14 protein-coding genes and 1 tRNA gene are annotated in these 13,896 nt (G+C 53.4%); 8 read left to right on the forward strand and 7 right to left on the reverse strand.

Annotated elements, in window-relative coordinates:
• Positions 1-988, reverse strand: a 988-nt coding sequence (locus RTY00_RS08260; protein ID WP_312664095.1) for an inorganic triphosphatase, incomplete at its 3' end; no start/stop codon positions are given.
• A 204-nt stretch (positions 989-1,192) separates the two neighbouring features.
• Here RTY00_RS08260 and RTY00_RS08265 point away from each other — a divergent pair.
• Together RTY00_RS08265 and RTY00_RS08270 are read left to right on the forward strand one after the other, a co-directional pair.
• Positions 1,193-1,816, forward strand: coding sequence for a TIGR04211 family SH3 domain-containing protein (locus RTY00_RS08265; RefSeq protein ID WP_097095975.1), 624 nt, complete (start codon positions 1,193-1,195; stop codon positions 1,814-1,816).
• 142 nt (positions 1,817-1,958) lie between these two features.
• Complete coding sequence (locus tag RTY00_RS08270) at positions 1,959-3,191, forward strand: multifunctional CCA addition/repair protein (RefSeq protein WP_312664096.1); 1,233 nt, start codon at positions 1,959-1,961, stop codon at positions 3,189-3,191.
• An 18-nt stretch (positions 3,192-3,209) separates the two neighbouring features.
• Here RTY00_RS08270 and bacA read toward each other — a convergent pair whose 3' ends face one another.
• The gene (bacA, locus tag RTY00_RS08275) at positions 3,210-4,028 is read right to left on the reverse strand and encodes an undecaprenyl-diphosphate phosphatase (protein WP_008103429.1); all 819 of its coding nucleotides are present in this window, start codon (positions 4,026-4,028) and stop codon (positions 3,210-3,212) included.
• A gap of 191 nt (positions 4,029-4,219) precedes the next feature.
• Positions 4,220-4,579: a bifunctional dihydroneopterin aldolase/7,8-dihydroneopterin epimerase gene (gene folB / locus RTY00_RS08280; RefSeq protein ID WP_312664097.1), complete on the reverse strand. Its 360-nt coding sequence runs from the start codon at positions 4,577-4,579 to the stop codon at positions 4,220-4,222.
• Positions 4,580-4,686: 107 nt separating this feature from the next.
• Here folB and plsY point away from each other — a divergent pair, with 107 nt between their 5' ends.
• Positions 4,687-5,286, forward strand: a complete 600-nt coding sequence (plsY, locus tag RTY00_RS08285; protein ID WP_061720459.1) for a glycerol-3-phosphate 1-O-acyltransferase PlsY — start codon at positions 4,687-4,689, stop codon at positions 5,284-5,286.
• 30 nt (positions 5,287-5,316) lie between these two features.
• Here the strand turns inward: plsY and tsaD are convergent, their stop codons facing one another.
• Positions 5,317-6,330: a tRNA (adenosine(37)-N6)-threonylcarbamoyltransferase complex transferase subunit TsaD gene (tsaD, locus tag RTY00_RS08290; protein WP_312664098.1), complete on the reverse strand. Its 1,014-nt coding sequence runs from the start codon at positions 6,328-6,330 to the stop codon at positions 5,317-5,319.
• Positions 6,331-6,611: 281 nt separating this feature from the next.
• On the opposite strand from tsaD, the gene rpsU reads away from it, so the two are divergent.
• The 3 genes from rpsU to rpoD all read left to right on the forward strand — a co-directional run bounded on the left by rpsU (position 6,612) and on the right by rpoD (position 10,911).
• Positions 6,612-6,827 carry a 30S ribosomal protein S21 gene (gene rpsU / locus RTY00_RS08295; protein ID WP_008103436.1) on the forward strand — a complete coding sequence of 72 codons (216 nt, stop codon included), beginning with the start codon at positions 6,612-6,614 and terminating at the stop codon, positions 6,825-6,827.
• A gap of 118 nt (positions 6,828-6,945) precedes the next feature.
• Positions 6,946-8,691, forward strand: a complete 1,746-nt coding sequence (gene dnaG / locus RTY00_RS08300) for a DNA primase (protein WP_008103438.1) — start codon at positions 6,946-6,948, stop codon at positions 8,689-8,691.
• Between the two features lie 378 nt (positions 8,692-9,069).
• The gene (rpoD, locus tag RTY00_RS08305) at positions 9,070-10,911 is read left to right on the forward strand and encodes an RNA polymerase sigma factor RpoD (RefSeq protein ID WP_008103440.1); all 1,842 of its coding nucleotides are present in this window, start codon (positions 9,070-9,072) and stop codon (positions 10,909-10,911) included.
• A gap of 61 nt (positions 10,912-10,972) precedes the next feature.
• Here rpoD and mug read toward each other — a convergent pair whose 3' ends face one another.
• Positions 10,973-11,488 (reverse strand): G/U mismatch-specific DNA glycosylase, encoded by a 516-nt coding sequence (mug, locus tag RTY00_RS08310; RefSeq protein ID WP_312664099.1) that lies wholly within the window; start codon positions 11,486-11,488, stop codon positions 10,973-10,975.
• Positions 11,485-12,072 carry a TetR/AcrR family transcriptional regulator gene (locus RTY00_RS08315; RefSeq protein ID WP_312664100.1) on the reverse strand — a complete coding sequence of 196 codons (588 nt, stop codon included), beginning with the start codon at positions 12,070-12,072 and terminating at the stop codon, positions 11,485-11,487. Before RTY00_RS08315 ends, mug begins: the two co-directional genes overlap by 4 nt.
• Before the next feature lie 134 nt (positions 12,073-12,206).
• Between RTY00_RS08315 and RTY00_RS08320 the strand changes: the two genes are divergently transcribed.
• Positions 12,207-12,989 (forward strand): SDR family NAD(P)-dependent oxidoreductase, encoded by a 783-nt coding sequence (locus tag RTY00_RS08320; protein WP_154192666.1) that lies wholly within the window; start codon positions 12,207-12,209, stop codon positions 12,987-12,989.
• A 189-nt stretch (positions 12,990-13,178) separates the two neighbouring features.
• Positions 13,179-13,254, forward strand: a tRNA-Ile gene (locus RTY00_RS08325).
• 102 nt (positions 13,255-13,356) lie between these two features.
• Here RTY00_RS08325 and RTY00_RS08330 read toward each other — a convergent pair.
• The coding region (locus RTY00_RS08330) for an MgtC/SapB family protein (RefSeq protein WP_312664101.1) at positions 13,357-13,896 on the reverse strand (540 nt) is incomplete at its 5' end.

Below are 13,896 nucleotides of genomic sequence, written 5' to 3' on the forward strand. Positions count from 1 at the left end.
TGTCGTCGAGCCAGTTTTGCCACTGAGACTCCACCAGCCAGTGAGTAAGCGCTAACTGGGCTTCAACGGAGGTCAACGAGAAGCAGGTAGCTTCTGCATTATTCTCTTCATCGGCCAGCAACTCTTCCTGACGGGTTAACTTCTGGCGCAGCTCGCTGCTGGCCTTGCGAGGCACCAACGCGCCAAACAGTGAGAACGCCTGACGCAGCGTTTCCAGCGCATCAATCACCGCCGCTTTGGCCTCTTTATTACCACGCAGCCACACTTCTTCATGGTATTGCCAATGATTCAGTGCCGCCGTCATCGCGTTGATCATGCCCTGCTCAACCGATGCTTTCGCGGCGATTTTCTGCAACGGCAACGTACGAATTGGACGCGGTAAATTACCCTGCGCCAGCTGGTAGCCGCGCGCGGCTTTGCTCAGGCTGCCGAGACGCAAGCCGCCCATCGCAACCAGCGCTTCAGCGAATTTCAGCATGTCATCGCGCTGCCCACTTTTGAGCTCAAGCTCAACTTCATAAAGCGGTTCGCTGAATTCACCGGCAGCGACTTCGCCACGGTCAAACGCCACTTCAATTTCGCTGTCGCCAAATTGGACCAGCCAGGCTTCGCGCTGGAAATGGGTACTGAACAGCGGCTGCAGGCGCGATTGCAGTGCGGCGATATCGGTGCCCTGCGGCCAGATCTCGGCCGGCAGGCGCGCGATATCCAGCTGCGGCTCGGTGAGATCAACATTATATTCAGGACGCTGATGCAGGCCGCCGACGGTTTTACCGGCAGCTTTCAGTGTCATTTCATAGCGTTGGTCAACGCCACGAATGCGCAGGCCCATGTCCCAACGCCGCAGTTGGTTGTCGTCGGTTTCATAATAGATATTGGTCAGCTCGCGCGCGGCGAAGTGCTGATGTGGCCACGCGGCAAGCTTTTCAGCCAGTTTTTCGGCGGCTTGCGGTGTAGCAATGAACTTTAATTCGATTTCGATGGTCATAATTTTTTATTCAATACGCTGCTGGCACTTACGAGTTTAATCTGGCGAAGAGTAATGCACCGGAAGCCCGCTGTCTCCGCTTTCTTGTGCTTTTACGACCCTTTTCGCACCGGATTGAGACCAGGATAGTTCTCATTCAGATTTTTGAGAAGCGTCTCCAGACTGTGCCGGTAATTTTACGCCATTAAGAAAAAACGACATCGAATGAAAAAAATCACACTTGCTGCCCTTTCTTTGCTGGCTTTCAGCGCCATCACGCCTGCTCATGCTGCTGACGAAAAGCGTTACATCTCCGATGAATTATCCACTTGGGTGCGCAGCGGTCCGGGCGATCAATATCGCCTGATCGGTAAGCTGAACGCCGGAGAGGAAGTCACCTTGCTGCAGACCAATAGCGATTCTCAATATGGTCAGATTCGTGATGCAGAAGGCAAAACCAACTGGATTCCACTGTCGCAGCTGAGCGCCAATCCAAGCCTGCGTACCCGCGTGCCGCAGCTTGAGCAGCAGGTTAAAGACCTGACGGCCAAGCTGGCGAATATCGATAACAGCTGGAATCAGCGCACGTCCGAGATGCAGAACAAAGTCGCCAACAGCGACGGCACCATTGATGGTCTGAAAGCCGAGAATCAGAAGCTGAAAAATGAGCTGATTGTCGCGCAGAAGAAAGTGAGTGCCGCCAACGTGCAGCTGGATGACAAGCAGCGCACCATTATCATGCAGTGGTTTATGTATGGCGGCGGCGTGTTGGGCGTTGGTCTGCTGTTGGGTCTGTTGCTGCCGCACATGGTGCCGCGCCGCAAGAAAAACGATCGCTGGATGAACTAGCGCGCCACGCAGATTTGTTCTTTTATTTAAGGGGATCGTAAGATGCCCTTTTTGGCGTGCCCGATATTTAGCCAAAGTATGCAACAATAAAGTAACAAGCGTGCTCAGCACGCAATTTCTGATTTGTCTCTGGAGTGGTTGAGTGAAGACGTTTCTGGTCGGTGGCGCAGTGCGCGATGCCTTACTGCGTTTGCCGGTAAAAGATAGAGATTGGGTGGTTGTTGGCGCGACGCCAGATTCGATGCTGGCGGAAGGTTATCAGCAGGTTGGACGGGATTTTCCGGTTTTTTTGCATCCGCGCAGCCGTGAAGAGTATGCGCTGGCGCGTACGGAACGTAAAAGCGGCAACGGTTACACCGGTTTTGTGACGCAGTTCGCGCCGGATGTCACGCTCGAGCAAGATCTGCAGCGCCGCGATCTCACCATCAATGCCATCGCTCAAAGCGACAGTGGTGAGCTGATTGATCCTTATGGCGGTCAGCGCGATTTGGCGCAACGCCAGCTGCGCCATGTTTCCGCCGCCTTTAACGAAGATCCGCTGCGCGTATTGCGCGTGGCGCGTTTCGCCGCCCGCTTTGCCCATCTTAATTTCCGTATTGCCGATGAAACCCAGGCGCTGATGCGCGAAATGGCCGTCAGCGGCGAACTGGCGCATCTCACCGCAGAACGCGTGTGGAAAGAGACGGAAAAAGCGTTGTTGACGCACAATCCACAGGTCTATTTCCAGGTGCTGCGTGATTGCGGCGCGCTGCAGGTGCTGTTCCCGGAAATCGATAACCTGTATGGCATTCCGGCGCCCATCAAATGGCATCCCGAAATTGATACCGGCATCCATGCGCTGATGACGCTGGCGATGTCCGCCGCGCTTTCGGACCAGCTTGATGTGCGTTTCGCTACGCTGTTCCACGATGTCGGTAAGGCGCTGACGCCAGCAGAAAAATGGCCGAGCCATCATGGTCATGGCCTCGCGGGCGTGCCGATTGTTGAAGCGCTGTGCCAGCGCCTGCGCGTGCCGAATCAGGTGCGTGATTTGGCGTTAGTGGTGACCGAATTCCATGATGTGGTGCACACCATTGAGCGCCAGCCGGCGGACGCATTAATCGCGCTTTTTGATCGTATCGATGCCTGGCGCAAGCCCGATCGCGTGGAAAAAATGGCGCTGACCAGCGAAGCGGATGCGCGCGGGCGTGCGGGCCTGGAAAGCATGTCTTATCCGCAAGGCGATTATTTGCGTCAGGCGTTTACGCTGGCGCAAGCGGTACCCACCAAAGATGTGGTTGCAGCAGGCTTTAAAGGGGCAGAAGTGCGGGAAGAGTTGACGCGGCGACGTGTTGCAGTATTGCAGGCGGAATTGATTAACGCGCGGCCAGCGTAACCGGCCGCGCGTGGCAATTTACATAAAGATGGCGTAAACCACGGCCGCCACAATAAAGCGGTAGATAGCGAAAGAGACAAACGAAATACGTTTGATCAGCTCAAGGAACACTTTGATTGCCAGCAGCGCCACAACGAAGGCGGTGACAAAACCGACGGCAAACATCGGGAAATCCTGCATTGTCAGGAAGCCGAGGCTCTTGTAGAGATCCAGTCCGGTTGCACCAATCATCATCGGCACCGCCAGAATGAAGGAGAACTCCGACGCCGCATAACGGCTCACGCCCATCAGCATACCGCCAGAAATCGTCGCACCTGAGCGCGAGAAGCCCGGCCACAGCGCCAGACACTGGAAGCAGCCAATCATAAACGCTTGCAGATAAGTGATATCGTCGACGCCCACTGCTTTAGGTTGCTTTGGCTTAAAGTATTCCGCCACCAGCAGCAGCACACCGCCGACCACCAGCGCATACATCACGTTGATCGGGTTAAACAGCGTTTTGATTTGGTCGTGCAGCAGCAAACCAATCACCACCGCCGGCACCATGCCCAACAGAATATGAATCAGCGTCAATCGACCTGTACCAACACCTTCATGTTTGACCTCACCAAAGTGAATGCCGATCAAACCAAACAGGCGGCGCCAGAACATCACGACCACAGCGAGGATGGAACCAAGTTGAATTACAACTTCGAAGGTTTCAGCGGTCTGGCCTTCAAAACCCAACAGATGACCAACAATAATCATGTGGCCCGTGGAAGAGACCGGCAGGAATTCCGTGAGGCCTTCTACAACCCCCAGGATTGCAGCTACCCAAAGCTGGTGAATGTCTGCCATCAAAATATTTCCTCTATCCGTTTTAAACAGTAAAAAGGCGGTCGCAAAGGGCTACCGCCTGAAATTATGCCTGCGTCACGCTGAAGGAAACCTTAAGAAATTCGGTAACTTCCTGCTCGTTAGCGCAACGGCCTCAAGTGAGACACACCATAATTTGGTTTGGTTTCATTGTGATGGCAATCACGGAAGTTTTATTTCGGAATAGTCCCGCGCTCAATACGCACGCCAACGCTGACCGCCTGGGCTACAGCGCCCGGTTTGCCTACCTTTATACGTACTCCGGGGGTTTTAAAACGATTCATCAACAGATCGGCGATTTCTTCTGCCACCCTTTCAACCAGAGCAAAACGCTGACCTTGCAGATGATTGAGGATCACTTCGGTGACATCGGCGTAGCTCAGGCAATCATTCACATCGTCGCTGGCCGCGGCCTGACGGTTGTCCCACGCCATTTCGACATCGAGCACCAGCTTCTGCTGCATGCCCTGTTCCCAGTCGTAAACGCCAATAGTCGTGAACACGGTAAGCTGCTCGATAAATACGATATCCATGATGTCAGTCTCTGTTTTTGGCTAAGCCGGATACCACTTCCGGCGGATTATGCGTATTATCCACGCTTATCGAGAACAAAACGACCCAAAAGGAACGGTACGACGCTATGAGTGCTATCGCGCTTGGTATGATTATTTTCGCGTATCTTTGCGGCTCGATTTCCAGTGCGATACTGGTCTGTAAACTGGCTGGTTTACCCGATCCGCGTTCGCAAGGCTCAGGCAATCCTGGCGCGACCAACGTTTTACGCATTGGTGGCAAAGCCGCCGCTGCCGCAGTGCTGATTTTCGATGTGGCAAAAGGCATGCTGCCGGTGTGGATCGCTTATCTGCTGCACGTTGCCCCGCTCTATCTTGGCCTCACGGCGATAGCCGCCTGTCTGGGCCACATCTATCCGGTGTTCTTTCGTTTTCGCGGCGGTAAAGGCGTGGCGACCGCCTTTGGTGCGATTGCGCCGATTGGCTGGGATTTGACGGGATTAATGACCGGCACCTGGCTGCTGACGGTGCTGCTGAGCGGCTATTCATCGCTCGGCGCGATTGTCAGCGCGCTGATTGCACCGTTTTACGTGTGGTGGTTCAAACCGCAATTCACTTTCCCCGTTTCGATGCTCTCGTGCCTGATTCTGTTGCGGCACCACGACAACATCCAGCGCCTGTGGCGCGGCCAGGAAAATAAGATCTGGAAGCGGAAGAAGAAGAAATAAAAAAACCGGCGCGAGGCCGGTTTTTTCGTTTTAGATGGCGGGTAATTCTGCCAGCGGCCAGCGCGGTCGCACACTGACGCCGAGTCCACCACTTGTGCCACCTTTAAGTCGCACCATGCCAGCGTAAGCAATCATCGCGCCGTTATCAGTGCAAAACTCAGGGCGCGCGTAAAACACTTCGCCGCCACGCTTTTGCATCATCTCAGCCATGCGCTCACGCAGCGTGCGGTTCGCGCTGACGCCACCTGCAATCACCAAACGCTTGAAGCCGGTTTGCTCAAGCGCGCGTTTGCACTTAATCATTAAGGTATCAACCACCGCATCTTCAAATGCGCGAGCGATATCCGAGCGCGCTTGCTCGTCGCCCTGATGCTCGCGAATGGTGTTAGCTGCAAAGGTTTTCAGGCCGGAGAAGCTAAAATCCAATCCCGGGCGATCGGTCATTGGGCGGGGGAAGCGGAAACGGTTTGGCGTGCCCTGCTGCGCCATACGCGACAGCATCGGTCCGCCCGGATAATCCAGCCCCAGCAGCTTGGCAGTTTTATCAAACGCTTCGCCTGCTGCATCGTCAATCGATTCGCCCAGTAAGGTGTATTCACCAATTCCGGTCACGCTGATCAATTGTGTATGGCCGCCGGAAACCAGCAGCGCAACAAACGGGAATTCCGGTGGATTCTCTTCCAGCATCGGCGCCAGAAGATGCCCTTCCATGTGATGTACCGGCACCGCCGGCACATTCCAGGCGAACGCCAGCGCACGACCAATGGTGGCGCCAACCAGCAACGCGCCGACCAATCCAGGCCCGGCGGTATAGGCAACGCCATTAATCTGTTGTGGCTCAAGGCCCGCCTCTTTCAGTGCCGCCTGAATCAGCGGCACGGTTTTACGGACGTGGTCACGCGATGCCAGTTCCGGCACCACTCCGCCGTAATCGGCATGCAGTTTCACCTGGCTATATAGTTGATTTGCCAGCAGACCGGACGCATCGTCATAGATCGCGATGCCGGTTTCATCGCAGGACGTTTCAATACCCAGAACTCGCATAGCTTTTATCACCCTCTTCGTGCGGCGCGCAGTGTAACACAGGCAATTCTCACGCCAGAGACTTTGCCCCTGAAAAAGTGTTTTTCTGTCGCACAAAGAGTGCGCTATACTCCACGGCCTGAAAAAACCGGCAGCCGCGATGGCATTTGCCCCTGTTGGTTCTAAATTATACATGGTGCTTTACAAGTCGGCCGCGGCTGGAGTAAAATGCTGCACCATTTTGAAATGTGCTGGCGCCGCAGTCAGCAGCAAAAACCGAATTTTATCGAGGTAAGAGTTACATGCCGGTAATTAAAGTACGTGAAAACGAGCCGTTCGACGTAGCACTGCGTCGCTTCAAGCGTTCATGCGAGAAAGCAGGTGTTTTGGCAGAAGTTCGTAGCCGTGAGTTCTACGAGAAGCCTACCACTGAGCGTAAGCGCGCTAAAGCATCTGCAGTTAAGCGTCATGCCAAGAAACTGGCTCGCGAAAACGCACGCCGCACTCGTCTGTACTAATTTCTTGCGGAAGCTTGCTTCCGCCGCGTGATAAACGCAGACAGAGTCAAGTAAAAGGCCGTGCTTTCCGAAAGGAAGCGCGGCTTGTTGTCGTTTATGAGCTGAAAAATCGGGGCTTATGGCTGGACGAATTCCACGCATATTTATCAACGACTTACTTGCCCGCACGGACATCGTGGATATTATCGATGCCCGCGTTAAGCTGAAAAAGCAGGGTAAGAACTATCACGCGTGCTGTCCTTTCCATAACGAGAAAACCCCCTCTTTCACCGTAAGCGGTGAGAAGCAGTTTTATTACTGCTTCGGCTGTGGCGCCAAAGGTAACGCCATCGACTTCCTGATGAATCACGATCGTCTGGAATTTGTTGAGAGCGTTGAGGAGCTGGCCACGCTTCATGGCTTAGAAGTGCCGTATGAAGCGGGCAATGGACCTAGCCAGATGGAGCGCCATCAACGTCAAAGTCTTTATCAGTTGCTGGATGGCCTGAACGGCTTCTATCAACAGAGCCTGCGTAATCCACAAGCGCAATCTGCACAGAACTATCTCGCCACGCGTGGTCTTAGTCAGGAAGTGATCGATCACTTCGCTATCGGCTATGCGCCTGCCGGTTGGGATAATGCACTGAAGCGCTTTGGCCAGCAGAAAGACGATCGCGAATCACTGATGGAAGCGGGCATGCTAGTCAGCAATGACTCAGGCCGCACCTACGATCGCTTCCGCGATCGCGTGATGTTCCCTATTCGCGATAAGCGTGGCCGCGTGATTGGTTTTGGTGGTCGCGTGCTGGGCAACGATACGCCGAAGTATCTGAACTCGCCTGAAACACCGATTTTCCATAAAGGCCGCCAGTTATACGGACTTTATGAAGCGCAAAAAAATCATCCGCAACCCACGCGTTTGTTGGTTGTCGAAGGTTACATGGACGTGGTGGCGCTGGCGCAGTTTGGCATCGATTATGCCGTTGCATCGCTGGGCACCTCGACCACCGCTGAACACGTTCAGCTGCTTTACCGCTCAACGGATACCGTGATTTGCTGTTACGACGGCGACCGCGCCGGACGTGAAGCGGCATGGCGTACGCTCGAAACCGCATTGCCTTACATGAATGATGGTCGTCAGCTACGCTTTATGTTTTTGCCCGACGGCGAAGATCCGGACACGCTGGTACGCAAAGAGGGCAAAGAAGCCTTTGAAGCGCGGATGGAGCAGGCTACACCGCTCTCCACATTTTTGTTCGACAGCCTGATGCCGCAAGTGGATTTGAGTACACGCGATGGCAAAACCAAGCTGGCGACACTGGCGTTACCGCTGATCAGTCAGATTCCCGGTGAAACGCTGCGCATTTATATGCGTCAAACATTGGGTAATAAACTCGGGATTCTTGACGATAACCAGTTAGACAAGCTGATGCCGAAGCTGGCGGAAAGCGGAGTGCTGCCAACTGCCCCACCGTTGAAGCGTACCACCATGCGCGTATTGATCGCGTTATTAGTGCAAAATCCGCAATTTGCCTCCATCGTGCCTACACTGGATGGACTGGAGCAGTCAAAAATGGCGGGTTTACCGCTATTTGTGGAGTTAGTCAGTCGTTGTACAGAGAATCCTGGCCTGACCACCGGACAGCTACTAGAGTTATATCGCGGAACAAATTTTAGCCAGCCCCTTGAAACACTGGCCACCTGGAACCACATGATAGTGGATGAAGAGGCGGAAGAAGTGTTCCAGGATTCACTGGCAAGTATTTACGATTCCGCGCTCGAACAGCGCCTTGAAGCGCTTATCGCACGCGAGCGAACAGAAGGCCTTAGCGCCATCGAACGCCGCGAGTTCTGGGCTCTAAGCCAGGCATTAGCGAAAAAATAAGATTTTAACTGGGTCAGAACCGCAAGTAGGTTAAAAACGGCATTCTGGCGCAGTGATTTCCGGATTGATAGACGCGATAAGCGAAGCCGGAATCACCACAAATTTAGGGCCGTAGGCGTCGAAGTCAGTTTCGTTACCGCCAGCGCACAGCAACCGGAGCGTACTAAAGTACGTGAGGATTGCGAGCACTGCCGGGGGGGAAAATGGCAAGTAAGCCAGGCCCGGAAAGAACACAAGCGGCTTAAGTGCCGATTATATGAGGGCAAAGGCCCTGGCCGCGATGTAGGCAGCGGCAAAAACACAACGCCTTCACTGTTATTGTTGGCTTTCGCCGCCGACCGACACCAATCTAATTAACAGAAGTGTGGATACCGTCTTATGGAGCAAAACCCGCAGTCACAGCTTAAGCTACTTGTCACCCGTGGTAAGGAGCAAGGCTATTTGACCTATGCTGAGGTCAATGACCATCTGCCGGAAGATATCGTCGACTCCGATCAGATCGAAGACATCATCCAGATGATTAACGACATGGGTATTCAGGTTGTTGAAGAAGCGCCTGATGCTGATGATCTGATACTGAATGAAAACAGCTCCGATACTGACGAAGATGCCGCAGAAGCCGCCGCTCAGGTTTTATCCAGTGTTGAATCTGAAATTGGCCGTACCACCGACCCGGTGCGCATGTACATGCGCGAAATGGGTACCGTTGAACTGCTGACGCGCGAAGGCGAAATTGACATCGCTAAGCGCATCGAAGACGGTATCAACCAGGTTCAATGCTCTGTAGCCGAATATCCGGAAGCGATCACCTATCTGCTCGATCAGTACGATCGCGTAGAAGCGGGCGATGCTCGCCTGTCTGACTTGATCATCGGTTTCATCGATCCGAACGCAGAAGAAGATATCGCGCCGACCGCCACCAACGTCGGTTCTGAGTTATCGCAGGAAGACCGTGATGACGATGAAGAAGAAGATGAAGACGATGACGACAGCTCTGATGACGATAACTCAATCGATCCAGAACTGGCTCGCGAGAAGTTTGGCGACCTGCGCACGCAGTACGAAACCACGCGTACCGTCATTAAAGCCAAAGGCCGCAGCCATGCTGACGCCGTAGCCGAAATCCAGAACCTCTCTGAAGTGTTCAAGCAGTTCCGCCTGGTACCGAAGCAGTTCGATTACCTGGTAAACAATATGCGTGAAATGATGGAGCGCGTGCGTACGCAAGAGCGCCTGATCATGAAGCTGTGTATTGAACTGTGCAAAATGCCGAAGAAAAACTTCATCACGCTGTTTACCGGCAACGAAACCAACCCAAGCTGGTTCAAAGCCGCGCTGGCGATGAACAAGCCGTGGTCTGAGAAGCTGCTGGAAGTTGAAGATGATGTGAATCGTTCGCTGTACAAACTGCAGCAAATCGAAGAAGAAACCGGCTTGACCATCGAGCAGGTGAAGGACATCAACCGTCGCATGTCTATCGGCGAAGCGAAAGCGCGTCGTGCGAAGAAAGAGATGGTTGAAGCAAACTTACGTCTGGTTATCTCTATCGCCAAGAAATACACCAACCGTGGTTTGCAGTTCCTCGATCTAATTCAGGAAGGCAACATCGGTCTGATGAAAGCCGTTGATAAGTTTGAATACCGTCGTGGTTATAAGTTCTCAACTTACGCCACATGGTGGATTCGTCAGGCTATCACCCGTTCTATCGCTGACCAGGCGCGCACCATCCGTATTCCGGTGCATATGATTGAGACCATCAACAAACTCAACCGTATTTCGCGTCAGATGCTGCAGGAAATGGGCCGCGAACCGACGCCGGAAGAGCTGGCTGAACGTATGCTGATGCCTGAAGATAAGATCCGCAAGGTGCTGAAAATCGCTAAAGAGCCAATCTCTATGGAGACGCCGATTGGTGATGATGAAGATTCGCATCTGGGCGATTTTATCGAAGACACCACGCTGGAGCTGCCGCTGGATTCCGCTACCTCGGAAAGCCTGCGCTCAGCGACTCACGACGTGCTGGCTGGCCTTACCGCGCGTGAAGCGAAAGTGCTGCGTATGCGTTTCGGTATCGATATGAACACCGACCACACGCTGGAAGAGGTTGGCAAACAGTTTGATGTAACGCGTGAGCGTATTCGTCAGATCGAAGCCAAGGCGCTGCGTAAACTGCGTCATCCAAGCCGCTCAGAAGTACTGCGTAGTTTCCTCGACGATTAATTCTTGGCGAGACGAAAACCCCGGCTTGCCGGGGTTTTTTATTGCCGAAAGCGTCGCACTATCACGCGTTATTTTGCAGCCAATCATGCAGTTGGCGATAGGATGCGGCCATCTCTTCCAGCGTCGCACGATTTAACCCACTCGGATTAGGCAGTACCCACAAACGCGTTTCACCCAGCGTTTGCGGCTGCTCGCCCCACTCCACTTTGCGCTGACGAAACGCTTTCTGAAAGGCATCCTTGCCCAACACCGCCAGCGTGCGCGGCTGATAATGCAAAATCTTTTGCTGCAAGCGCGAACCACCGTCGCGTAATTCATCGCCATCCAACTCGTTAGCCTGCACCGTCGGACGCTCCACCAGCATGGTGATGCCATAGCCAGTTTCCAGCAGCCGCTGCTCCTGCTCGGGCTTGAGTAACTCGCGCGTAAAGCCGGCCTGATAAATCACTTTCCAGAAGCGATTACCGGGATGCGCGAAGTGAAATCCAGTGTGCGCCGACGACTTGCCCGGATTGATGCCACAAAACAGCACCTTTAAGTCAGGCGCGATGATATCGCGGATATCGTGCTCGCTCATGCCATCTCCAGTCCGGCGCGTTGTTTTACCGATCGACGACTGCTCGCCAGCATGGTGCGCGCTTCCTCATCATCGGGACAAGCGCGTGCCATTGCCACCGCACCAACCATCTCAGCTAACATAGTGGTCGCCGCGTCATCCGCATGCGGATGATGAAGCTCGCCTAGCGTCAACGCCAAACGCTGCCGCATCGCTTCACGACGCTGTGAAAACAACGTACGCGCCTCGACGGGTAAATGCGCCATCTCACTCACCAGCGCAGGCATTGGACAGCCTTCCCCCGGCGTGTTGCAATGCTGCTCGGATAAATAGCTATCAATCAGCTGATTGAGCCGTTCAGCGGGATCGTTGATTGAAGTGATATCCGCAAAACGGCGCGCCGAATCGATAAACATCTCAGCAATCACCGCTTGCACCAGATCTTCGCGTGAGGCGAAGTGGGCATAAAAGCCGCCGTGCGTTAAACCGACGCGCTTCATCAGCGCCGCTACGCCAATGCTTTCAGTGCCGTTCTCGCGCATCACCACCGAGGCTTCATCCAGAATGCGCTGTCGTGTACGCGCTTTATGGCTCAGCTTTTCCATCTTCATTGACTCCGACATCGTTGATGGCAATCAGTGTAATTATTACAACCATCATATTCTAGCTTGACGACAAATATTATGATCGTCATATTAAATCTCGTACATATGATAACCATCATTTAGAGGAACACACCATGTCACAACAACTGGCTTTGATCACCGGCGCATCAAGTGGAATTGGCGCGACTTATGCGAAACAACTGGCAGCACGTGGCACAAACCTGATTCTAGTGGCACGCGATGAAGCCAGGCTCAATCTGTTGGCACAATCGCTGCGTGAAGCGCATGGCGTTGAAGTCAGCGTGCTGGCTGCCGACCTCACCAACCACGATGATTTGCTAAGAGTTGATCGCGAAATCCAGCAAAACAAAGCGATTACGCTGCTGGTAAACAATGCTGGTATGACTGTCGAAGGCGAATTCATTGACGGTGATATCGCGAAAATACAAACGATGCTGACGTTAAATATCGTTGCGCTAACACAGCTGGCCCACAGTGCTGCACAGGCATTTCGTGCACGTCGCAATGGCACGATTGTGAATATTGCTTCGGTGCTAGCGCTGGTGAGTGAATCAGCTAATGGCGCATACAACGCCAGCAAAGCGTATGTGCTTTCCCTGACTCGTAATCTTCATCGAGAATTAGCCGAAAGCGGTGTGCGTATGCAGGCTGTGTTGCCAGGCTTAACGCGCACTGAGATCTTTGAGCGTGCAGGAAAATCCATTAACGATCTTCCCGCAGAGATGCTGATGGAAGTGGATGATTTAGTCTCCGCAGCGCTGCGTGGACTTGATGCCGGCGAGCTGGTGACAATCCCATCCGTGGAAGATGTGCAGCTTTGGCAGACTTATGAAGAGGCGCGCATCGCCATATTGCCCTTCATCTCGCTCAACAAGCCCGCAACGCGCTATTTGTAGTATCGACAAACTTTCGAATGAGCCTGGTCTCAAAAAACGCTGATGATTGGGCGCTTAATAAGCGATAGAGCGTGGGATAGTAGAATTTTCTTTTTGAGATCAAAGAGTCAGCTATTGCTGTAATTTTCACCATCCAAATGGTGAACTCTGGATCACCCCAACAAGATACTCTATAATCCCCGCTCCGCTGGCCCCTTAGCTCAGTGGTTAGAGCAGGCGACTCATAATCGCTTGGTCGCTGGTTCAAACCCAGCAGGGGCCACCAAATTTAGCGAATAAATTCATATTATTAAGCCACCTCTTTCAAGGTGGCTTTTTTCTTCTTCATTCAAAGTGGCGATGAAATGGCGTCACATTTGCTAAAAGACTAATCCCGCTCCAACTCACTCACCTGCCACCTTACCGAACTCACGCCTTTCTCCAGACTAATGCGGCTCACCAGGCTTTCAAGCTGATCGGTTAACGTTGGATTGCCAATGACCTCGGCATTTACTTCCATACGATGCGGCGGATCCATGTCTTCGCTGTGCAGTGATTGCAACCGCAAGCCGCTGCCACCAAGCGTGTGCAGCATCAGGCTACGAACCTGAACTTCATCCTGCGCGAGGCAGATGATTTGTACTTTGTAGTGTTGTATCGCTTCGGCGGCTGAAACTATAGTTTGCCGATTGATGCCTAAAGCAAATTCACGCAGCAGAATATTCGCGCACAGAATCACCATGCAGCCGATCGTCGCCTCCAACAGCAATCCCATGCTGCACAACACGCCAATGGCGGCGGTGCACCACAAGGTGGCGGCGGTATTCAATCCGCGGATGTTCAAGCCATCGCGCATGATCACTCCGCCGCCGAGGAAACCGATACCGGAAACCACATAAGCCGCAACGCGTGACGCATCCGTAGCGAT

The organism is Pantoea sp. CTOTU49201, from assembly GCF_032054795.1.
Classification (GTDB): Bacteria; Pseudomonadota; Gammaproteobacteria; order Enterobacterales; family Enterobacteriaceae; genus Pantoea; species Pantoea symbiotica.

What these genes read in the sequence shown, in the direction of transcription:
- mug (WP_312664099.1), bottom strand. Translation starts at nt 11,488, where the DNA reads ATGAGCGAGCACGATATCCGCGATATCATCGCGCCTGACTTAAAGGTG.
- rpoD (WP_008103440.1), top strand. Translation starts at nt 9,070, where the DNA reads ATGGAGCAAAACCCGCAGTCACAGCTTAAGCTACTTGTCACCCGTGGT.
- RTY00_RS08265 (WP_097095975.1), top strand. Translation starts at nt 1,193, where the DNA reads ATGAAAAAAATCACACTTGCTGCCCTTTCTTTGCTGGCTTTCAGCGCC.
- dnaG (WP_008103438.1), top strand. Translation starts at nt 6,946, where the DNA reads ATGGCTGGACGAATTCCACGCATATTTATCAACGACTTACTTGCCCGC.
- RTY00_RS08320 (WP_154192666.1), top strand. Translation starts at nt 12,207, where the DNA reads ATGTCACAACAACTGGCTTTGATCACCGGCGCATCAAGTGGAATTGGC.
- tsaD (WP_312664098.1), bottom strand. Translation starts at nt 6,330, where the DNA reads ATGCGAGTTCTGGGTATTGAAACGTCCTGCGATGAAACCGGCATCGCG.
- RTY00_RS08315 (WP_312664100.1), bottom strand. Translation starts at nt 12,072, where the DNA reads ATGGAAAAGCTGAGCCATAAAGCGCGTACACGACAGCGCATTCTGGAT.
- rpsU (WP_008103436.1), top strand. Translation starts at nt 6,612, where the DNA reads ATGCCGGTAATTAAAGTACGTGAAAACGAGCCGTTCGACGTAGCACTG.
- plsY (WP_061720459.1), top strand. Translation starts at nt 4,687, where the DNA reads ATGAGTGCTATCGCGCTTGGTATGATTATTTTCGCGTATCTTTGCGGC.
- folB (WP_312664097.1), bottom strand. Translation starts at nt 4,579, where the DNA reads ATGGATATCGTATTTATCGAGCAGCTTACCGTGTTCACGACTATTGGC.
- bacA (WP_008103429.1), bottom strand. Translation starts at nt 4,028, where the DNA reads ATGGCAGACATTCACCAGCTTTGGGTAGCTGCAATCCTGGGGGTTGTA.